This window comes from Bacillus sp. CR71 (assembly GCF_003429245.1).
GTDB lineage: Bacteria > Bacillota > Bacilli > Bacillales > Bacillaceae_G > Bacillus_A > Bacillus_A thuringiensis_S.
Genome location: NZ_CP031748.1, coordinates 2,317,730 through 2,337,109 on the forward strand (window position 1 = coordinate 2,317,730; position 19,380 = coordinate 2,337,109).

Sequence of the window (19,380 nt, forward strand, 5' to 3'; positions counted from 1 at the left end):
TTTCCATAAAAATAGGGGATTACCTGTTCAAAATAATATAATGTGGATTATGCCACGATTCACAGTGTTCCGTTACATAGTATATATATTGTAAAATGTATGTGTATGATTTAGTTATTATCATGCATTTTATAAGCGGTATGGGGGAAGAAAAATGAAAATAATAGAACTACCAATTGAATTCGAATTTAACGGGCAAAAACAATGTGTTTATCCAAGTTTAATTATAGTACATAATGAATTAACATTAGTCGATACAGGATATACAAGTTTTTTACCTTTAATTGAAAATGCAATATTAAAACATGGATATGAGATGAAAAACTTAAAAAATATAATTATTACTCATTATGATGATGATCATCTAGGGGCTTTATATGATTTCAAAGTGAAATATCCTCACATTAATATTATTGCTAGTGAAATTGAATCTAACTATATTAGTGGTGATATAAAATCAGAGAGGTTAGTTCAAGCTGAAAAAATGTTAGAACGTATGCCAAATGAAGAAAAAGAATTTGGTAAATGGTTTATACAACAGTTAAAAAATATAAAACATATTTCCGTCGATGAAAAAGTGCATGATGGTCAAATGATTTTGAATAATGAATGTCAAATAGTAGCGACGCCAGGACATACTTCGGGGCATATTTCATTATATTTTCCGAATTTAGACTGTGTAATTACAGGAGATGCAGCGGTTCAAGAGAATCGTGAGTTAGTAATAGCTAATCCGGATTTTTGCTTAGATATAGAAAGGGCGGAAAAGTCTTTAAATAGGATTAAAAGTCTTAAAGCAGCACAGTATTATTGCTACCATGGAGGAAAGCTGACTTTATAAAATAATGAAAACCGGTCTTTCCTAAATCAAAAAGATCGGTTTTTTAGTTCATATATTTTGCGATTTCAACCAAATCAGTAACAGTATATTTCGGTAAAATTGAAATGTATATGTACAAAAGAATATATATAATTTGAGCAAGGGTATAGGAGGGAGAAGATGGGTTCGTTATTTGATGTAATAGCAAATGTTATTTTGTTTTATCCTCGAAATGACATGAAATTGAAACACCATATTGCAAAATTAAGTGAATTAGAGTGGTTTCGAAATCTACATGAAGATCCGAAGTATACAAGTTTAATTTGGAGTAATAGAAAAATTAAAAAGTATATTTTGACTTCTGCAAATATGGAACCATTAATAAAATCCGAGAAAAAGCAAAAAGAATTTGTCCATCTAGTACAGGATGAATATAAAAAAAGAAGATAAGAATTTTTTTATTTTTCATATTTAGCGAAACAAATGGTACAATGAAAGCTAATGTGAAAAATAAGGAAAAGAAGTGGTCTATTTGAAAAACTTTTTAGAATTAGGAATTAGTGAAACTTTTAATCATACATTACGTGAAAATGGAATTACAGAAGCAACACCAATTCAAGAAAAGGCAATTCCAGTTATTCTGTCAGGTAAAGATATTATTGGGCAGGCGAAAACTGGAACGGGTAAAACGTTAGCATTTGTGTTACCGATTTTAGAAAAAATCAATCCAGAGTCTAGTGATGTTCAGGCTTTAATTGTTGCACCAACAAGGGAACTAGCTCTGCAAATTACAACTGAAATTAAAAAAATGCTTGTTCAAAGAGAAGATATTAATGTACTAGCGATTTATGGTGGGCAAGATGTAGCACAACAATTGAGAAAATTAAAAGGTAATACACATATTGTTGTTGCAACACCAGGACGATTATTAGATCATATACGACGCGAAACAATTGATTTAAGTAATCTTTCAACGATTGTACTAGATGAAGCGGATCAAATGCTTTATTTCGGTTTCTTATATGATATTGAAGATATTTTAGATGAGACACCTGGTAGTAAACAAACGATGTTATTCTCAGCAACGATGCCAAAAGATATTAAAAAATTGGCGAAGCGTTATATGGATGAGCCGCAAATGATTCAAGTACAAAGTGAAGAAGTAACGGTAGATACAATTGAGCAGCGTGTCATTGAGACGACAGATCGTGCAAAGCCAGATGCACTTCGTTTTGTTATGGATCGTGACCAGCCATTTTTAGCAGTTATTTTCTGTCGTACAAAGGTTAGAGCAAGTAAGCTTTATGATAATTTAAAAGGATTAGGTTACAATTGTGCTGAACTTCATGGTGATATACCTCAAGCGAAACGTGAAAGAGTTATGAAGAGTTTCCGCGAAGCTAAAATTCAGTACTTAATCGCAACGGATGTAGCAGCTCGTGGACTTGATGTAGATGGTGTAACGCACGTATTTAACTTTGATATCCCTGAAGATGTAGAAAGTTATATTCACCGCATTGGCCGAACAGGACGTGCAGGTGGATCAGGTCTTGCAATTACGTTCGTTGCAGCGAAAGATGAAAAACATTTAGAAGAAATTGAAAAAACGCTTGGTGCACCAATACAAAGAGAAATAATCGAACAACCGAAGATAAAACGTGTAGATGAAAATGGAAAACCGGTACCAAAGCCGGCTCCAAAGAAATCAGGTCAAAATCGTCAAAGAGATAGCCGCGAAGGTTCAAGAAGTGAATCAAGACGTGATTCGAGAAATAGCTCGAGAAGTGATTCAAGAAATGAAAATAACCGATCATTTAATAAGTCAAGTAATAAAAAAGGTAGTACAAAGCAAGGTCAGCAAAGACGTGGCCGTTAAAGTATGAAATGGTAATCTGGATGAAGAGATATATCGTTTATTAATAGAGAAATCGCTATATAATAAAAAATCCTGATATAATTATTAATGCAGAAGGAGTCATAAAAATTTGTGGCTCTTTTTGTATTTAATAATAGGTTGGCGTGCATTTGCACCATAAGAGTAAAGTTTATAATTTCATTTACCGTATTTAAAATAATTTAAAGAATAAAGAAAAAATTAAAATGTGGAGCCTTTATTCGTCTGAAAGTTCAAAAAGATATATAATAATTTTCTAACCATTAATTCATGGAGGGGTATTAATGAAAACTGAAACGTTACACACACAAGAAGACATTTTAAAAATGCTTGATTCATTATTAAGACCTGCAGAACCATTTTGGAATGAGTTTTATGAGAATAGAGAAAAGGATGTTCCGTTTTTTGAAAATGTTCCAGATGAGAATCTAGTTTCGAATATACAAAAAGAGAGAGTTTCAAAAGGGAAGGTATTAGAACTTGGATGTGGTCCAGGTAGAAATGCCATTTATTTAGCGACTCAAGGATTTGATGTAACAGCAGTGGATTTATCTGTAGAAGGCATTAACTGGGCAAAAGAGAGGGCATTGGCAAAAGGGGTAGAAATTCATTTTATTTGTAATTCAATTTTTAATTTAGAGGTTCAAAACGAATTTGATTTTGTATATGATTCGGGCTGTTTGCATCACATTCCACCGCATAGAAGAATAAATTATGTGGATTTAATTAAAAACTCATTAAAATCGGGTGGTTATTTCGGATTAACATGTTTTGCAGCAGGCAATTTAGATGAGCGAAATGGATCAGAAATAACAGATTGGGACGTATATAGAGAATGGAGTCTACAAGGTGGTCTTGCATACTCGGAAGAAAAGTTAAGAGAGATATTTAAAGAATTTGAGGTAATTGAGATTAGAAGGATGAAACAAATGAAACAACCGAAAGAAATGTTTGGAGAATCATTTCTTTGGACAGCATTATTTAAGAAGAAATAAGAAAGTAGATAATTGACAAACTCATCGTTTTTATAGACAATACACTTATAGGAATATACGTTCGGTTTTTTGGCCGACTTATGTTTTACATAAATATATAACAAGGGGCTGTCTCCATATGAGTAACACAAATCAAAAAATTACTACGTTTTTAATGTTTGAAGGCAAAGCTGAGGAAGCAATGAATTTTTATACGTCGCTATTTGATCAATCGGAAATTGTAAGTATTTCTCGCTACGATGAAAATGGACCTGGTAAAGAGGGAACTGTAATTCATGCAACTTTTACGCTAAATGGCCAAGAGTTTATGTGTATTGATAGTTATGTAAATCATAATTTTACATTCACTCCAGCTATGTCTCTTTATGTAACTTGTGAGACAGAAGAAGAAATTGAAACGGTCTTTCATAAACTAGCGCAGGATGGAGCAATTCTCATGCCTTTAGGTTCTTATCCGTTTAGTAAAAAGTTTGGCTGGTTAAATGATAAGTATGGTGTATCTTGGCAGTTAACTCTTGCTGAATAAAAAAGAAAAAGCGTAGCTTATTTGTTTAATGGATTTAGTTAAAAGCTTGAAAAATGAAATAACATAAAAAAGCGTTCCAACTGTCAACAGTTTTGGAATGCTTTTTTTGTGGAAATGAGTTGTTTAAAACTTACCAATTCTACGATTATTTTAAATGAATGATGGAATAGATGTATATTTTTGTGTCTTTTTAGAATTTTTAGTAATTATTAGTATTTATCTGTTAATATAAATGTAAACAACTATGTATGAACTATCAGGCAGGTTAATAGGAAAAGGAAAGTATAAATAGTTAATAAGCTTACACATTGAATGCCACTAAATCGTTTGGAGGACTAATCGCAATGGATACTACACAACAAAACAGTAATGCATGGGATAAGAAGGTTGAAGAAGGTTCTAGATACACGCAGCCTGTAAGTAGCGAGATTATTGAGAAAAGCAAATCAGGTGAATGGGAGATTACAGTCACTATGGAAAAGTCAGTTCCTAGAGAGTGGTTTCCAAAGTCATTAGATGGATTAAAGATACTTTGCTTAGCGTCAGGTGGTGGACAACAAGCACCTGTTCTAGCTGCTGCTGGAGCAGATGTAACAGTTACTGATATATCTAAGAAGCAATTGGAACAAGATGAAAAGGTAGCAAAACGGGATGGTTTGACTTTAAAAACCGTACAAGGAGATATGTCAGACCTTGGTGACTTTGAGGATGAATATTTTGATATTGTTGTAAATCCTGTCTCTAATTTGTTTGTAAAAGATGTTCATCTTGTATGGAATGAAGTTTCTAGGGTTTTAAAGAATAAAGGTATTCTTATTGCTGGATTTACAAATCCATTACTATGGATCTTTGATGATAACCAAGAACAAAAAGGTATTCTTGATGTTAAACATTCAATTCCTTCATCAACATTGGATTATTTACCAGAGGATGAAGTTCAAGATTACATCGATTCAAATCAAACAATAGAATATGCGCATACTTTAGAAGACCAAATCCAAGGCCAAATTGAAGCTGGTTTTGCTATGACAGGTTTTTATGAGGATGATTTTGGTGGGACAAGGATATTAGATAAGCATATTAAAACATTTATTGCGACAAAAGCTATAAAGTTAAAGATGGATTAAGAATTTTTGCTTGTCACACGGGGCGTTAGTCGAAGAACGCTCTTAAAATAGAAAAAGATGGTGCTTTCCATCCTTTTCCTTATGTATTTTGAGTGTCGAAATTATTCTCAAAACAAATTTTACACTACCAATTGTATAATTAGTTTTTTTATATTAAGAATTTTGCTGACCGAATCTTTTCCCGAGTTTAGCTAACAATTCAGGTTGATCGCTTTGGCTCATTATTACCTCAATAAAGATAAGTTGATTCTTATTAAAAGTTATATTTGTTAAGACTTCTGTTAACTCTGTTTCATTCTCCACTTTAAATGTTAGGCTTTTTTCTTCTGATCCGAATAGGTTCGGCAAGCTAGTATAATCCCACATCTGTATGTCATTATATGGTTGGTTTTGGCCGTGAATGGCACGTTCAACAGTGTATCCGTTGTTATTGATTAAAAATATAATCGGTTTTAAATTTTGACGTAGTATAGTTGATAACTCTTGGGCAGTTACTTGGTAAGAACCGTCACCAATAATTAAAATGTTGCGCCGTGATAAATTGGCGACCTGTGTACCAATTAGAGCGGGCAGTGTATATCCGATAGATCCCCATAACGGTTGTCCTACATATGCAGTGTTATTAGGTAGAGGGATAGCAGCACTACCAAAGAAAGGTGTTCCTTGCTCTACAATTAAGATGTCGTTTTCTTGTAAGAAATGGTACATTTGCTGCCAAAAACGTTTTTGTGTGACCATTTGTGATTTGGGATTGAACTCTTCAGTAAAAAGAGATGATTTTAAAATAAATGGCTTAACGTCAAGAGTATCTTTATTACGATGCTCAATTGAATCACTTAAATGTTGTAAAATATCCTGCATTACAACTGGACCGTATTTTTTATCTATAATTTTCACAGTGTAGGGATGGATTTCTATAACTTGTTCTTTTGTAAAACCTTGTGTGAAGCCGCCTGTAATAGTATCAGTTAACTTCACACCAATACTAATAATACAATCGACTTTAAATTTTCATGTGGTACTACATCATCTAAAAAGGCAAGATTATAATCACCAGGAACCCCGAATGTATGTTCAATTCCTAATTCGTGTAGTCTATCCAATAAATATGTACTTACAGTATATTTTTTTCAAATGAATCATCTCCTAATTATGCAGTGAATGTTTCAATAGACTAAACAGGTTCTAATAAGTTGATTAAAATATTCATTACTAGATTGTGGTATAATTTACATACAGGGGGAAAGTAGATGACACAACATAAAGAAGAACAGATGAATGAGGCATTAGCATTATTTTATTTTGCATATAAAACATTTACTGAAAAGCCAGATGAAATTATAAAAGAATATGGCATTCAACGAGTACATCATCGAATTTTATTTTTTATCGCACGTTTTCCAGGGATAAGTGTAAATGAGTTATTATCATTATTAGAAATAAGTAAACAAGCTCTCCACGGGCCACTACGTCAACTTGTGGAAAAGGGCTTAATTGAGAGTAATGAAGCTACGCATGACCGCCGTGTGAAACAGTTGTCTTTAACAGAACAAGGTGCAGATTTAGAGAAAAAATTGAGCGATGTACAAAGACAACAAATGGGCGCTATTTTTTCAAAATTTGGTGAATCATGTGAAGACAATTGGCATCAAGTTATGAATGAAATGGCAAATAGTCGATCAGGTTTTGATGCTTGGATATCAAAACGGGAAATACCAGTCGATCAAAAATAATGAAAAACTTCTGTTTTTATAGTTTGAAAAAGAACAAATTTTATCCATACATTTGGCAACTATCGTTTGGTTATAGAGTGAATGGATAAAAAGATACATTACTAGATACTTTATACGTGTACGCAATGGAACAATAAAATTCACATTTCCGAAAGGGGAATTATAATGATAAAACTTGTACTTATTCGTCACGGACAAAGTTTATGGAATCTTGAAAATCGCTTTACTGGATGGACAGATGTTGATCTATCAGAGAATGGATTAAGTGAAGCGAGAGAAGCAGGAGCAATATTAAAGAAAAACAGATATACTTTTGATGTGGCTTATACATCTGTATTAAAACGCGCAATTCGGACGTTATGGATTGTACTTCATGAGATGGATCTTACTTGGGTCCCAATACATAAATCTTGGAAGCTAAATGAAAGACATTATGGTGCATTGCAGGGGTTGAATAAAGATGAAACTGCTCAAAAATATGGTGAGGAGCAAGTTCATATTTGGAGAAGAAGTGTTGATGTAAGACCACCGGCTCTTACTGAAGACGATCCTCGATATGAAGCGACCGATCCAAGATATAAAACACTCAAAAAAGGTGAATTTCCATTAACTGAATGTTTAGAGGATACGGAGAAGAGAGTACTTGCTTATTGGCACTCAGAAATTGCGCCGATATTAAAAAATGGTAATAAAGTAATTATTTCATCACACGGTAACACAATTCGCTCGCTAGTAAAATACTTAGACAACCTTTCGAGTGATGGTGTAGTTTCATTAAATATTCCAACTAGTATTCCGCTTGTTTATGAATTAGACGAAAACTTACGTCCGATTCGTCATTATTATTTAAGTATGGATGGAGAAGTACCTGAAGGGGAAATTCCGAAACATATTTCTTTTTAATACGAAAATTTGAAATGAATGCTTGTCTACATATACAATATAGACTCATGGTAAAGTAAAATTTTAATCAGTGGGGTCTTACTGCCCACAAATAGCAGGATAAAAGACGTGGTACCTTCTAATATATATGCGATGTAGCTAAATTTAGAAGCTTGTCCATGTCTTTTGTCATAAAGAGAGCGGCTTGCGCATGTAATGATATCGTGAGTAGTTTTTGAATGGAGGGTGATGTGATTAATGATCTCTAACATTCGAATTGGCTTATTTGTTTTAGCGATTGTCTTTGTAGTCCTTGTTTTCTTTTATTGGAAAAATGAGGAGTTGTACGAAGAGAAAAAGCAACGTATTAGAAAGACTTGGTATGGTTTGTTTATCATATCTGTCACCGTGTATTTCATGATAAAAGGAATTGATTTAACCCTCTGGAAAAATCTTTTAATGTTTACTGCAATGGTTATTTTTGTTGATATTGCGTTCATTTTAACGCCTAATATTTCAGAAATATGGGGTGCGAAATTTAGCGATATTGGCAAGACAGTTCAATCAATAAAACGATCATTAATTGCATCTAAAGCGAGAGGAGAAATATACACCACAATTATTCAAAATGTTAATCCAGCAGTTTTCGGTACGATGGAATGGCATACGGAAGAAGAATATACAAAGAGCTTAAATGTATTTTTAGATTCATATGGGGAAAAAATTGGCGCGAAAATTGTTGTTTTTGAAGCGGCAAAGGAATTAAATACAAACTTTCGTGGTATTCGCTCGCAATTTAGTATTATCGTTCCGTTAGAACATATCGAGCAATTGAATGAGCAGAAAGCAGTGCAAGTAGAAAATGTCGGGATTATACCAGCAAAAATAGTAAGTGATGTTTTCATTGTTATTGATGGAAAGAAAAATAACCTGCAAGATCGGGATTTTGAAAATGTATATAATTTAACAATACATCATAGTTATTTTAGTAAATAAGGACAGAATCTTTTTCTGTCCTTTTCTTCTATACATAAATTAAAAACAAAATCCGACAAAGTTGAATAAAATTGGACAATCATTCCTACACTAGCATGTAGAGGTGATTGTAGTGGTAAAAGATTATGACAATGATTTTTTTAAAGAAGATAACGAAGATACAACAGATTTCTCTTTAATAAAAGGGGATGCGTTGCAGCAAGTAGAAGAATTAGAAGAAGAATTAAAAAGAAAATCATAAGTGTACACTCTTTCTACATTTGCTATATAATATAAATAAAAGGTTGTATCTTTTTGAAAAGGGGGAGAAGAGATGGCTGAAGTCAATGTACAAAAGTCTTCGTTTTTTAAAGAAAAAAAAGAAGAATCCAATACAGATTTCTCTCTTGTGAAAGGTGCATTAACGGAGAATATAAATCGGTTAGAGAAACTGATGAATAATAGTAGTTCAAAATATATACAAGTGAAAAGAACAAAAGAAAATGCATAGAGCATTTTCTTTTGTTTTTTATTTAATAGTAAACTTATCTTTTACTTTTTTAGGTAAATCTGTTTTCTGAATCTCTTCATAGGACTTTACTTCAATTGATGATATTTCATTTTTGCTATTATCATCTTGATCTACATAAAGGCGTAAAAACGCGTCTTCATTTAATTTATGGTCGTTTTCTTTTTTTGTACTTCTAAATGTAATTTGTTTTTTGACACCATCTTCATGATATGCGGGCAGCGTATAGTTTCGTAAGTTTCTACCATCTACTTTTTCGATAGCTCCTTCGCCTTTTATCTGCATGTAATATACATCTTTACCAATTTTATTTAGTGACGCTCTCTCACAGCCAATAGTAAAACTAAAAAATAATAAACATAGTGTAATAATTGCTGCAAACTTTTTCATTTTCTTTATCTCCTTTAATGTGTTTCTTTAAAAAGTATACGACTATTATTAAATGAGAAAAATCGATATAGCTTACAACGCCCTTATAATGTTGTATGAGTGTTGTAAATAAAATGAACAATAAAAGTTAAAAGAAAGGTAAAATAATGAATCATGGTATAATGATAAAAGACTTACATACTATTTTTTCATTTTGAGAGGAGCTTGAAAAATGTATTCTACTTTAGAACAATTAACAAAGCACCCTGTATTTTATCATTTTGCAGAAATTTCAAAGATTCCTAGAGGATCAGGTAATGAAAAGGAAATTAGTGATTATTTAGTGGGCTTTGCAAAAGAGCGTAACTTAGAAGTCATTCAAGATGAAGCATTAAATGTCATTATTAAAAAAGAAGCAACAGCTGGTTATGAAAATGTACCAGCTATTATTATTCAAGGTCATATGGATATGGTTTGCGAAAAAAATCAAGCAACAGTACATGATTTTGAAAAAGATCCAATTGAATTACGAATCATTGGGGACATGTTATATGCAAATCAAACAACTTTAGGTGCGGATAATGGTATTGCAGTTGCGTATGCATTAGCTTTATTAGATTCAAAAGAAATTCCGCATCCAGCACTTGAAGTCGTTATCACTACTGAAGAAGAAACGACAATGGGCGGGGCTTTTGCTATTGATCCAAATCATTTTGAAGGAAAGATATTTATAAATATTGATTCTGAAGAAGATCATAAATTACTTGTAAGTAGTGCAGGTGGTGCGAAAGCTGTTGAAACAATTCCCGTAATTTGGGATGAAACACCAGCGAATATGGATGCATACCGTCTATATGTTGGCGGTCTAAAAGGCGGACATTCTGGTATGGAAATTGATAAACAACGCGGTAATGCGAACAAAGTATTAGGACGAGTGTTACGTGATTTATCAGCACATACGGAGTTTAACATAAGTGAAGTTCACGGCGGATTAAAAACGAATGCAATTCCGCGTGAAAGTGTAGCTACAATTTTAATTCGTACAGAAGATGTAGGGCAAGTAGAAGAAAAACTAGAATCATGGACACGTGTATTACAAGAAGAAATGCGTGCTGTTGATTCAGATGTTCATGTTACACTGACAAAATTGGATGAAACAGTTGAAAAAGTATTTGCTAAAGAGACACAAAAGCAGCTTATTTCATCATTATTCTTAATTCCGAATGGTATTCAAAGTATGAGCATGGATATTAAAGGTCTTGTAGAAAGCTCAACAAATTTAGGCGTTATTGAAACGTTGCAAGATGAAATTAAATTACGTAACGAAGTGCGAAGTTCTGTAAGTAGTTTAAAACAACATGTTGCAGAAGAAATCAAATATATTGCTGAATTAGTTGGTGCTACATTTGAAATAGAGTCAGAGTATCCAGAATGGCCATACAATCCAAACTCACAAATTCGTAATTTATTTGAAAAAGTACATCAAGAAAAATACAATAAAGAAATTGAAATCTTCGCTGTACATGCGGGGATTGAGTGTAGCGCATTCGTTCAAAAGATGCCTGAATTAGATGCAATTTCATTCGGACCAGACATCTTTAACGTCCACACTCCAGATGAACATATCAGTATCTCTTCTGTAGTGAATAACTGGGGATTCTTCGTTGATGTAATGAAGGGTACGAAAGAATTAGCTAAGTAATAACGACGAAATAAAAAGGAGCCTATAAAAATTTATAGGCTCCTTTTTTGTATTGGAATTTATCTCGCTATTTGCCGGGCAGTAAGACTCCCACCTCAAAATCCAGCGAGAGCAAAGAAGTTAGGTGGGGATCGGGCAGCCCGTAAAAGCCCGATTAGTTTAACTAATAATCAGTGAGGGATGAATAAAACCCCCACTGATTAAAGTTTTACTTTATGAGAAGTCATTTTTCGTTAGTATGTAATATTAAGCTTGAACAATTAATAAGGATGAATTGTTGATGTTTTTTAGTACTGATGAAGGGGTGGAGAAATGAAGGGAAGAAAGCATTTTATTGTTTGTATGGTTTTATTGTTCTTCACATTTAGTTTTATTGGTGTTCAGAAAATAATAGCAGAAGAAGTTGAATTTTCAGGGACAACAGCTCCATTGAATGTAAATGTTAGAGAGGCGAAAAGTTTGAATGCAAATATTGTAGATGTGATTCCCGGAAATACAAAAGTATCTTTTAAAGGATGGGAGTATGGTGAAGCGGTTAAAGATTACTGGACAGGAAATTTAGATAATCGTTGGTTTTACTATTTTAAAGATGGAAAAAAAGTATATGTAACGTCAGCGTATATTAATGGAAATCCTCCAAGTACACCAATAGACCGTAAATTATCTGTACCTAACATATTACAAGAAAGATCAAATTGGTGTTGGGCAGGCACTTCGGTTTCAGTTTTAAATTATTTTGGGAAAACTCCTTCACAAGATCAGTACGTTAGGTATGTTAAGGGTGGATCATATAATAATCCTGCAACTTCACGTGAAATACAATATGGATTATCGGGATATGGTGTTAGTTCAGCTATAAGTTCTGGAGCAAAATCGTATGATTGGTTCAAAAGTCAAATTAATAGTAATCAGCCGATGATTGTACTTATTATGTGGCAAAATGGAGCTAACATCGGACACTTTCTAGTACTTGATGGATTTTATAAAGGGACAAATGGAACAGATTATATAACGTACATGGACCCTTGGTATGGTGATCATTATAATCATAATTTCAGTACGTTCCATAACAATAATAATTTTTGGTGGAGTGAAACTGTTTATAATATCCATGCAAACTAATAATATTAAAAGCGGGGGTTCATAAATGGGAAATCTACTTAAGCTTGTGATACCGTGCATGTGTTTAATGACCGTTATTATTTTCGCTAGTAAAATTAGTTATGCATCAAAAAATAAAAGTGAATCAGTACAATCGATCGCATTAAAAGATTATCAATATAGTAAGGGAAGTTCTTCTGAAAATTTAAATTTTGAAAAAATAACAACATCTCCATTTTCGTTACCAATCTATGCAACAATTCCAGCACAGCAAATTTTAAATAGCTCTGAATTTAAGCAATTGCTATTACCAACAAATGAAAAGCTGTGGTTTATTATGAAGGGTGAGCAGCCAGAAGGACTAATTGTTGCGAATGATACTGAACCGATTCGAACGGGCGGAGAAAATAGAAGTAAAGATTTATATGGATTATATAAAGCAATAAAAAATAATACAAATGAAACAAAAGATATTAGTTATTTCGAATTTGAAGGGCAAGGAATATTGGTAGTAAATCAAAATAATGATCAAGAAATATACCTTAGCAAAGGTGCCGCTGCCATATTAAAACTTCCTGCTGGTCAAAAAGTATTGAGCAGTGAAGTAATACAGAAAATGAAAGAGAGAATTGTAACTAGTTTTGAAAAGTAGGAAGGGCTAATTCTTTTTTGTGTTTATACAAGGTTGAACAGATAACAGGATTAATGGTAGCATTAGGGCTGTTTAAAAGCTAATATTGAATATAAAAAGGTTAGAGAAGTTAATTCTCTAACCTTTTTATATTCTGCTATCTACTGTACAACCTTTTTGCATAGCTGAATTTCCTTATTAGAAAATAAGGGTGCATCTATAAAACCATAATGATAAACTAAAATACCTAATTCCACTCTAGAATTAATATGCCATTTTTCTTTAATATGATTAATTATCGTTGAAATTCTTCTAGGGGTAACATATATTTTTCTGGAAATTTCTGCATCTGTATATCCTTTTGCTACATAAATAGCCACTTCTAATTCTCTTTCGGTTAATATTCTTTTCATAAAATAAGTCCCTTCGAAATTGTTTATATAAAATCAAAAGAAACTATTAAAAGAAATAAAGGTCAAAAATCATATTTATTTCTTTTAATTTCGCTATTTGCGGGCAATAAGATTCTCACCTCAAAATTTAGCTGTGACAAAGAAATCGAACTACCTGTAAACGCCTGCTTGGAGTGGACTAATAATCAGTGGTGATGAATAAAACTCCCATTGGTTATTAGTGAACTTTATTGTAATAATTTCTCATATTGTGATACAAGTTTGTGAAAAACTATAAATCCATATAAATAGTAATTGTAACTATACTAATTTTACATTACATTAAAAGTTGGAAAATATTCTTATACTCATAAAGTGTTACATTTGAGGGAGGAAAGATGGAATTCTACAATCTTGGTATTATTATTAAAGAACTTAGAAAGAAAAAAAATATGTCACAATCTGAATTATGTCATGGAATATGTTCACAAAGCCAAATTAGTAAGATAGAAAAAGGGATTATTTATCCATCTAGCATATTGTTGTATCAACTATCTGAAAGACTTGGTATTGATCCAAATTATATATTTGCACTGACCAAAAATAAAAAAATAAAATATATTGAAAATGTAAAATGTGTAATGAGAGATTGTGTGAAACAAAAAGAATATAATGAGCTTTACGAAATAGTGAAAAAAGAGAAAAACGAAAATAATTTCCAATCAAAAGAAGATAAACAATTTCTATTATGGCATGAAGCGATTGCTATATATTATGTAAATGGAGCAACAATTAATGCTTTTGACATTTTAAATAGAGCACTAAAACAAACTTTAAGTAGTAGTAACTTTTTATCAGAAAAAGAAATAAGCATAATGAATTCAATTGCTATAATACATGCAGAAAATGAAGAGTATGAGAAAAGCATAAATATATTAAAACAAAGTTTAATTAATTTTAATAAGATAGAATTTCCTAGAGAAAAAGAAATCAAATTAAGACTCATTCATACGTTAACAAAATGTCTACACCTTGCAAATCAATATGAAGAAGCGATTAAGTATAGTGAAATAGGTATAAAATTAGCCATAAATATGAATACTTTATACTTATTAGGTGAATTGTTTTTTGAAAAAGGTGCAATTTTATTGAAAGTTCAGCACTCTAATGAAGTTGGTTTAACATACATAAAAAAGGCATTATTTATATTTGAACTAACAGAAAGAAAACAATATATAAAAATGATCAAGGATAAATATATTAAAAATGAAGAATAAACAAGAAACAATCCTAACATAAGCTATTTTTAATTGGTATTTATTCCTAAAAAAAGTACTGTAATACGAACTATTCCTTATTGTTGTTTATTGCTAAAATAAGTACCGTAATATTAGATAAAAATAAAGGGTGGCATTTTATGAAATCAAGAGGGATTACTCGTAAAGCAGATAGCATGGGGCGTATTGTTATTCCAATGGAAATAAGACGGAGTTTAGGAATTGTAGAAAAAGATTCTCTTGAAATGTTTATAGAAGAGGATCAGATTATTTTACGAAAATATCAATCTCCAAGAGCTTGTGCACTTACAGGTGATATTTCAGACAGCAATATTTCGTTAGTGAATGGGAAGATTATTGTAAGTCCAGAGGGGACGGAACTATTAATAAAGAAGTTACAGCAATATCTTTTAAAATAAAAGGTAAGTAAGGATTTTAAAATAGAATATTCTTGTAAAGAAAGTCCTCTATCATTTAGGGGGCTTTTTTATCCGCTATTTGCTGGGTAATAAGACCCCCACCTCAAAATTCAGCGGAAGCAAAGAAGTTAGGCGGGGGCCCTGTTGCTCGTAAAATCCCGATTGGTGAGGGCTGATTAAAGTTCCACTTTATTACAGTTAGTTCAATGAAATACAAATTACCTTAAAATAGTCTGACTATTTTTTATAAAAAAACTATTCGTTTACATTTTTTGGTTTCGTGTTATATTTTTATTGTTAATATTAGTGTATTGAAAATTCTGATTTCAATCTTAGGAAAATTCTAGGGAAAGGAATATTTGTGCTTGAATTGAAAATCCTATAAACATAGTTTGAAAGTAAAGTATGAAAAGAAATCTCCATTAAATATACTAATTTAATGGAGATTTACGGGGTTAATGTAACTAAAAAGAAATTTTGTTTACTCCACGTTTATGCTCTGTAATTTGGTAACTGTAATAGCTCTGACGAAAAGCAAAGGAGCAAAAAAGAAGTAGGTAGTTTATTTAATAGAAGATATGGTGAAAAAATAAAACAACGGAGGTTTTATAATGAATAAAGGAATACTGCAGATTACAGAAATCGAAGAAATTAGCATTCCTAATGTATTGAAGGATAAAATCAAGAATCTAATAGACCATGAATTAAAAACTCATAATCCTTATACTTGTGATCAAGAAATAGCTGCAAGCTTTTCAAGAGAGTGGCTTAATTGTTTGATTGATTATTCAAAGAAAACTTCGAATTCAGATATGAAAAAACTACTACATATGATAAAAGTAGCGAATTGTGGTGGAAACGTACCACCTACTCTTATTAAAAATATTCCATGTGATCCTATGGAAACCCTATTACCTGGGGAAAATCGCAAAGGTTTTAATTATGGTGAAGACGAAGACGATAGAATGAAAAAATATTTTTATGCAGAATGGGTCACATGGCTTTTTGCCACACTTTTTAATTATGATGCTTTAATTCACCCATCCGAACATGCAGGGAAAAATAGATTTCACCTCATTTCCCCTTTGAACAACGATGAAGTTTTGCGAAATGTCGGTGCAAGCACCGGTGGCGGGAACTTTTATCAACATAACGATGCCACAGTGTATACAGACATGAAAGACCAATCAGATATTGAAGCAAGATTGAAAATATTCAATACGAATTTAGAAATTGTATCAAATAGACTTAATAAATCCGTGGAACGAATAGTGTCTGAAATTACTTGTGGAAAATTTACTAGAGTTGATGCTCTTTTATTAAAAGGAGTGTTAAATTTAAAAACTCAAACTCATATTGGAACGCCAAAATTACTTCAAAAGCATCTTGAAGAAAATCACTTCAGTAAAGATGATATATTGGCGATAAGTAAAATGCCTATTGCTCATATCGCAGGAATGGCGGATGGTGAAATATCGGGATTTGTAGGGGAAATAAACCAAATCATATTTTTGGATGATAATGGTGATATTATTGCAACTTGTTTGAATGGAGCAGAAAATAGATTGATTTATGTGGGAAAAAGTGAAGAAGAAAAATTGAAATTTGACATGTTTTTAGAACTCTTACGAACAACGCCCACTTATAAGGTTCCACTTACATCTGAAGATTTATTAATTATTCCAAATTCATACTATGGTAAACAAACAAATGTAACTCATGGTAGGGAAAGGTTATCTGAGGAAGAATATAAAATTCCGATTGGAGATAATAAGTACGGAAGAAGAATTGTTTGCAGGCAGTACGTTTCCAGCCGATTACGTGATCAGAAAGAAAGTTACTTTACAGATATTATTAACTAGTTTAAAGAGAGGAGGGACGATGGGGAGGTTTGGGGTATAATAGCTCAAGCCTTCCCATATTCTTTGTATGGATTTTACTATTGAATTACTCATATTACTATTTTTAGTAGCTGTATTAGCAGGGTGGATAGATACAATTGCTGGAGGCGGTGGTATGATAACTATCCCGATAATGTTATTAGTAGGTATGTCTCCTTCTGTAGCGATAGCAACTAATAAACTGCAAGGGAGTAGCGGAACTCTCATGGCGACAGTGTTTTTTATTAAGAAGAAAGAAATTAATCTTAAAGAAATGCGTTTGTCCATCTTAATGACCTTTTTTGGATCAGTTTTGGGTGGATGGCTTGTTTTACAGATACGGGCAGAATATCTAATCATGATATTACCTTTTTTACTTATTATTATTGGTCTTTATTTTCTATTATCTCCAAATATAGCAAACGAAGATCGACCGAGAAAAATAAGTATGTTGTTGTTTGCGTTAACAGTGCCTCCATTCCTTGGATTTTATGATGGTTTCTTCGGCCCAGGAACAGGTAGCTTGATTGCTTTAGCGTTCATTCTTTTATGTGGATATAGTGCTACACGGGCAACTGCAAATGCTAAGATTTTGAATTTTACTAGTAATTTCGCTGCTTTGTTGTATTTTATTATTTTTGGCCAAATCGATTGGACAATTGGATTGATTATGATGCTTGGTCAAATTATAGGGTCATATATTGGGGCGAAGATGGTGCTTACAAAAGGGACGTCATTAATACGACCAATAGTGGTTATTGTTTGCTTTGTCATGGCAATTAAGATTTTTTTACAAAATATGAACTAAATGTAATAAATATAGTATTTGTATCGAAGTTAGAGTGTTTTCATGTTGTTATTGCAGTATTACACTGTTTAAGATGTGTTCAAAATTACACAATTTGACTAGTGTAATGTATTGCGTTATGCTTTTTCTATTATAAAAGAAAGGCTTGAAGATAATGATTCGTCGTTTGAGAAAGCTAAAAAATGTAGCAGTCGTAGTAAGCTTCTAAGTAAATAGCAAAATATATAATACTTAGAAGCGAGGAATAAAGTTATGAAGCATCCATTATTTAATCATTGGTCAGAAACAAAATATATAAAAGATATAGTAACAAATCCACTCATTGAAGTAGGAGAGTACTCCTATTATTCAGGGTATTATGGTCATCAAAATTTTGAAGATGGTTGTGTAAGGTATTTGTGGGGGGATGCTAAGTCACAAGCACTGTTTAATCCAATTGAACAGATGGGATGGCATCTTGATAAACTCATTATTGGGAATTATGTTTGCATTGCAAGTGGAGTAGTCATTTTAATGGGTGGTAACCATAATCATCACTCAGAATGGATTACAGTATATCCATTCGCTGAGCAAATTGAACAATCATATGAAACTAAGGGCGATACAGTCATTAAAAGTGATGCTTGGATTGGAATGAATGCTATAATAATGCCTGGCGTTACTATTGGTGAAGGTGCAATTGTTGCTGCAGGATCTGTCGTAAGTAAAGATGTTCCGCCGTATACAATAGTTGGTGGAAATCCTGCTAAGGAAATAAAGAAACGATTCACTGATACAGAAATAAACATGTTAATGGAAATGCGTTGGTTTGATTGGGATAGGAAATTGATCGAGAAGGCAATTCCGCTGTTATCTAGTCCATCCATTGAACCATTATTTGCTTTTTATAAAAATGAAGTAAAAAATAAATAAATTAGTTAGTTAGAAAAACTACATTCAGTATTGGGTGTAGTTTTTTTATTACAAAAAACTAATGGTTTAGACTAAAGAAAATTTATCTCTAATATAAGTCTAGCAAATAGCTCAATTGAATAATTAAAATCCCGATTGGTGAGGGTTAATAATTAGTGGGGATGAACAAAACCCCCACTGATTAAAGTTTCACTTTATTTTTGTAAATGTGGAACAAATGTATTATGTAGATTGTCTATTAATTGTAATCCTAAAAAATATGAAAGTGCGAATCATTTTAAAAAATATAAGGGGATTAAAAATAAGGATATGCGTGGGAATACAAAGTATCAGGGCACCTAAAAGTGTCAGATGAGATGGTCTATATGAAAGCAATCCTAACGTTTAATATGTATATACAATTTGAGA

At 32.2% G+C, this 19,380-nt stretch carries 22 protein-coding genes and 1 pseudogene; 19 read left to right on the plus strand and 4 right to left on the minus strand.

Annotated elements, in window-relative coordinates; translation table 11 throughout:
• Positions 1-154 precede the first annotated feature (154 nt).
• The 6 genes from DOS87_RS11865 to DOS87_RS11890 all read left to right on the plus strand — a co-directional run bounded on the left by DOS87_RS11865 (position 155) and on the right by DOS87_RS11890 (position 5,362).
• Positions 155-841 (plus strand): MBL fold metallo-hydrolase, encoded by a 687-nt coding sequence (locus DOS87_RS11865; protein ID WP_000691174.1) that lies wholly within the window; start codon positions 155-157, stop codon positions 839-841.
• Between the two features lie 159 nt (positions 842-1,000).
• Positions 1,001-1,270: a hypothetical protein gene (locus DOS87_RS11870; RefSeq protein WP_000535041.1), complete on the plus strand. Its 270-nt coding sequence runs from the start codon at positions 1,001-1,003 to the stop codon at positions 1,268-1,270.
• Between the two features lie 73 nt (positions 1,271-1,343).
• Positions 1,344-2,696: a DEAD/DEAH box helicase gene (locus tag DOS87_RS11875; protein WP_002082792.1), complete on the plus strand. Its 1,353-nt coding sequence runs from the start codon at positions 1,344-1,346 to the stop codon at positions 2,694-2,696.
• A 302-nt stretch (positions 2,697-2,998) separates the two neighbouring features.
• On the plus strand, positions 2,999-3,709 hold the full coding sequence (locus tag DOS87_RS11880; RefSeq protein WP_000846298.1) for a class I SAM-dependent methyltransferase: 711 nt from the start codon (positions 2,999-3,001) through the stop codon (positions 3,707-3,709).
• Between the two features lie 118 nt (positions 3,710-3,827).
• Positions 3,828-4,235, plus strand: a complete 408-nt coding sequence (locus DOS87_RS11885) for a VOC family protein (RefSeq protein WP_000072495.1) — start codon at positions 3,828-3,830, stop codon at positions 4,233-4,235.
• A gap of 344 nt (positions 4,236-4,579) precedes the next feature.
• Positions 4,580-5,362, plus strand: a complete 783-nt coding sequence (locus DOS87_RS11890) for a class I SAM-dependent methyltransferase (protein WP_098578413.1) — start codon at positions 4,580-4,582, stop codon at positions 5,360-5,362.
• Between the two features lie 153 nt (positions 5,363-5,515).
• On the opposite strand, the pseudogene DOS87_RS11895 reads toward DOS87_RS11890, so the two are convergent.
• Positions 5,516-6,361: pseudogene (locus tag DOS87_RS11895) on the minus strand (thiamine pyrophosphate-dependent enzyme); the annotation flags it as partial.
• A complete protein-coding gene (locus DOS87_RS11900; RefSeq protein WP_003265031.1) occupies positions 6,337-6,465 on the minus strand; it encodes a hypothetical protein in 129 nt (42 codons plus the stop codon). The gene DOS87_RS11900 and the pseudogene DOS87_RS11895, both read right to left, overlap by 25 nt.
• Before the next feature lie 147 nt (positions 6,466-6,612).
• Between DOS87_RS11900 and DOS87_RS11905 the strand changes: the two genes are divergently transcribed.
• The 5 genes from DOS87_RS11905 (at position 6,613) to spoIISB (ending at position 9,463) form a co-directional block, all read left to right on the plus strand.
• Positions 6,613-7,095: a MarR family winged helix-turn-helix transcriptional regulator gene (locus DOS87_RS11905; RefSeq protein WP_000191905.1), complete on the plus strand. Its 483-nt coding sequence runs from the start codon at positions 6,613-6,615 to the stop codon at positions 7,093-7,095.
• A gap of 165 nt (positions 7,096-7,260) precedes the next feature.
• A complete protein-coding gene (gene gpmA, locus DOS87_RS11910) occupies positions 7,261-7,998 on the plus strand; it encodes a 2,3-diphosphoglycerate-dependent phosphoglycerate mutase (RefSeq protein ID WP_000594159.1) in 738 nt (245 codons plus the stop codon).
• Between the two features lie 237 nt (positions 7,999-8,235).
• Positions 8,236-8,973 (plus strand): type II toxin-antitoxin system SpoIISA family toxin, encoded by a 738-nt coding sequence (locus DOS87_RS11915; RefSeq protein WP_000624981.1) that lies wholly within the window; start codon positions 8,236-8,238, stop codon positions 8,971-8,973.
• 112 nt (positions 8,974-9,085) lie between these two features.
• Positions 9,086-9,214 carry a hypothetical protein gene (locus DOS87_RS11920; RefSeq protein ID WP_000237817.1) on the plus strand — a complete coding sequence of 43 codons (129 nt, stop codon included), beginning with the start codon at positions 9,086-9,088 and terminating at the stop codon, positions 9,212-9,214.
• A gap of 72 nt (positions 9,215-9,286) precedes the next feature.
• Positions 9,287-9,463, plus strand: coding sequence for a stage II sporulation protein SB (gene spoIISB / locus DOS87_RS11925; RefSeq protein WP_000852629.1), 177 nt, complete (start codon positions 9,287-9,289; stop codon positions 9,461-9,463).
• 18 nt (positions 9,464-9,481) lie between these two features.
• Here spoIISB and DOS87_RS11930 read toward each other — a convergent pair whose 3' ends face one another.
• Positions 9,482-9,871, minus strand: a complete 390-nt coding sequence (locus DOS87_RS11930) for a YxeA family protein (RefSeq protein ID WP_000712655.1) — start codon at positions 9,869-9,871, stop codon at positions 9,482-9,484.
• A gap of 211 nt (positions 9,872-10,082) precedes the next feature.
• Between DOS87_RS11930 and pepD the strand changes: the two genes are divergently transcribed.
• From pepD to DOS87_RS11945, 3 genes are all read left to right on the plus strand, one after another.
• The gene (pepD, locus tag DOS87_RS11935) at positions 10,083-11,552 is read left to right on the plus strand and encodes a beta-Ala-His dipeptidase (RefSeq protein WP_000287540.1); all 1,470 of its coding nucleotides are present in this window, start codon (positions 10,083-10,085) and stop codon (positions 11,550-11,552) included.
• 312 nt (positions 11,553-11,864) lie between these two features.
• Positions 11,865-12,674, plus strand: coding sequence for a papain-like cysteine protease family protein (locus tag DOS87_RS11940; RefSeq protein WP_000678376.1), 810 nt, complete (start codon positions 11,865-11,867; stop codon positions 12,672-12,674).
• Positions 12,675-12,699: 25 nt separating this feature from the next.
• Positions 12,700-13,305 carry a hypothetical protein gene (locus tag DOS87_RS11945; RefSeq protein ID WP_000527414.1) on the plus strand — a complete coding sequence of 202 codons (606 nt, stop codon included), beginning with the start codon at positions 12,700-12,702 and terminating at the stop codon, positions 13,303-13,305.
• 140 nt (positions 13,306-13,445) lie between these two features.
• Here DOS87_RS11945 and DOS87_RS11950 read toward each other — a convergent pair whose 3' ends face one another.
• Positions 13,446-13,697, minus strand: coding sequence for a response regulator transcription factor (locus DOS87_RS11950; protein WP_000821942.1), 252 nt, complete (start codon positions 13,695-13,697; stop codon positions 13,446-13,448).
• A gap of 377 nt (positions 13,698-14,074) precedes the next feature.
• Here DOS87_RS11950 and DOS87_RS11955 point away from each other — a divergent pair, with 377 nt between their 5' ends.
• The 5 genes from DOS87_RS11955 to DOS87_RS11975 all read left to right on the plus strand — a co-directional run bounded on the left by DOS87_RS11955 (position 14,075) and on the right by DOS87_RS11975 (position 18,972).
• On the plus strand, positions 14,075-14,953 hold the full coding sequence (locus DOS87_RS11955) for a helix-turn-helix domain-containing protein (protein WP_000397974.1): 879 nt from the start codon (positions 14,075-14,077) through the stop codon (positions 14,951-14,953).
• A gap of 140 nt (positions 14,954-15,093) precedes the next feature.
• Positions 15,094-15,372, plus strand: coding sequence for an AbrB/MazE/SpoVT family DNA-binding domain-containing protein (locus DOS87_RS11960; RefSeq protein ID WP_098831083.1), 279 nt, complete (start codon positions 15,094-15,096; stop codon positions 15,370-15,372).
• Positions 15,373-15,983: 611 nt separating this feature from the next.
• Positions 15,984-17,234: a hypothetical protein gene (locus DOS87_RS11965; protein WP_001032355.1), complete on the plus strand. Its 1,251-nt coding sequence runs from the start codon at positions 15,984-15,986 to the stop codon at positions 17,232-17,234.
• A 67-nt stretch (positions 17,235-17,301) separates the two neighbouring features.
• Positions 17,302-18,060, plus strand: coding sequence for a TSUP family transporter (locus tag DOS87_RS11970; protein ID WP_042598004.1), 759 nt, complete (start codon positions 17,302-17,304; stop codon positions 18,058-18,060).
• A 252-nt stretch (positions 18,061-18,312) separates the two neighbouring features.
• Positions 18,313-18,972, plus strand: coding sequence for a CatB-related O-acetyltransferase (locus DOS87_RS11975; protein WP_000682536.1), 660 nt, complete (start codon positions 18,313-18,315; stop codon positions 18,970-18,972).
• The last annotated feature ends 408 nt before the right edge of the window (positions 18,973-19,380 follow it).

Excerpts from the sequence above, each read along its gene's own strand:
- DOS87_RS11865 (WP_000691174.1), top strand. The coding sequence starts at position 155 with ATGAAAATAATAGAACTACCAATTGAATTCGAATTTAACGGGCAAAAA.
- DOS87_RS11870 (WP_000535041.1), top strand. The coding sequence starts at position 1,001 with ATGGGTTCGTTATTTGATGTAATAGCAAATGTTATTTTGTTTTATCCT.
- DOS87_RS11880 (WP_000846298.1), top strand. The coding sequence starts at position 2,999 with ATGAAAACTGAAACGTTACACACACAAGAAGACATTTTAAAAATGCTT.
- DOS87_RS11885 (WP_000072495.1), top strand. The coding sequence starts at position 3,828 with ATGAGTAACACAAATCAAAAAATTACTACGTTTTTAATGTTTGAAGGC.
- DOS87_RS11890 (WP_098578413.1), top strand. The coding sequence starts at position 4,580 with ATGGATACTACACAACAAAACAGTAATGCATGGGATAAGAAGGTTGAA.
- DOS87_RS11905 (WP_000191905.1), top strand. The coding sequence starts at position 6,613 with ATGACACAACATAAAGAAGAACAGATGAATGAGGCATTAGCATTATTT.
- gpmA (WP_000594159.1), top strand. The coding sequence starts at position 7,261 with ATGATAAAACTTGTACTTATTCGTCACGGACAAAGTTTATGGAATCTT.
- DOS87_RS11915 (WP_000624981.1), top strand. The coding sequence starts at position 8,236 with ATGATCTCTAACATTCGAATTGGCTTATTTGTTTTAGCGATTGTCTTT.
- spoIISB (WP_000852629.1), top strand. The coding sequence starts at position 9,287 with ATGGCTGAAGTCAATGTACAAAAGTCTTCGTTTTTTAAAGAAAAAAAA.
- DOS87_RS11930 (WP_000712655.1), bottom strand. The coding sequence starts at position 9,871 with ATGAAAAAGTTTGCAGCAATTATTACACTATGTTTATTATTTTTTAGT.
- pepD (WP_000287540.1), top strand. The coding sequence starts at position 10,083 with ATGTATTCTACTTTAGAACAATTAACAAAGCACCCTGTATTTTATCAT.
- DOS87_RS11940 (WP_000678376.1), top strand. The coding sequence starts at position 11,865 with ATGAAGGGAAGAAAGCATTTTATTGTTTGTATGGTTTTATTGTTCTTC.
- DOS87_RS11945 (WP_000527414.1), top strand. The coding sequence starts at position 12,700 with ATGGGAAATCTACTTAAGCTTGTGATACCGTGCATGTGTTTAATGACC.
- DOS87_RS11950 (WP_000821942.1), bottom strand. The coding sequence starts at position 13,697 with ATGAAAAGAATATTAACCGAAAGAGAATTAGAAGTGGCTATTTATGTA.
- DOS87_RS11955 (WP_000397974.1), top strand. The coding sequence starts at position 14,075 with ATGGAATTCTACAATCTTGGTATTATTATTAAAGAACTTAGAAAGAAA.
- DOS87_RS11960 (WP_098831083.1), top strand. The coding sequence starts at position 15,094 with ATGAAATCAAGAGGGATTACTCGTAAAGCAGATAGCATGGGGCGTATT.
- DOS87_RS11965 (WP_001032355.1), top strand. The coding sequence starts at position 15,984 with ATGAATAAAGGAATACTGCAGATTACAGAAATCGAAGAAATTAGCATT.
- DOS87_RS11970 (WP_042598004.1), top strand. The coding sequence starts at position 17,302 with ATGGATTTTACTATTGAATTACTCATATTACTATTTTTAGTAGCTGTA.
- DOS87_RS11975 (WP_000682536.1), top strand. The coding sequence starts at position 18,313 with ATGAAGCATCCATTATTTAATCATTGGTCAGAAACAAAATATATAAAA.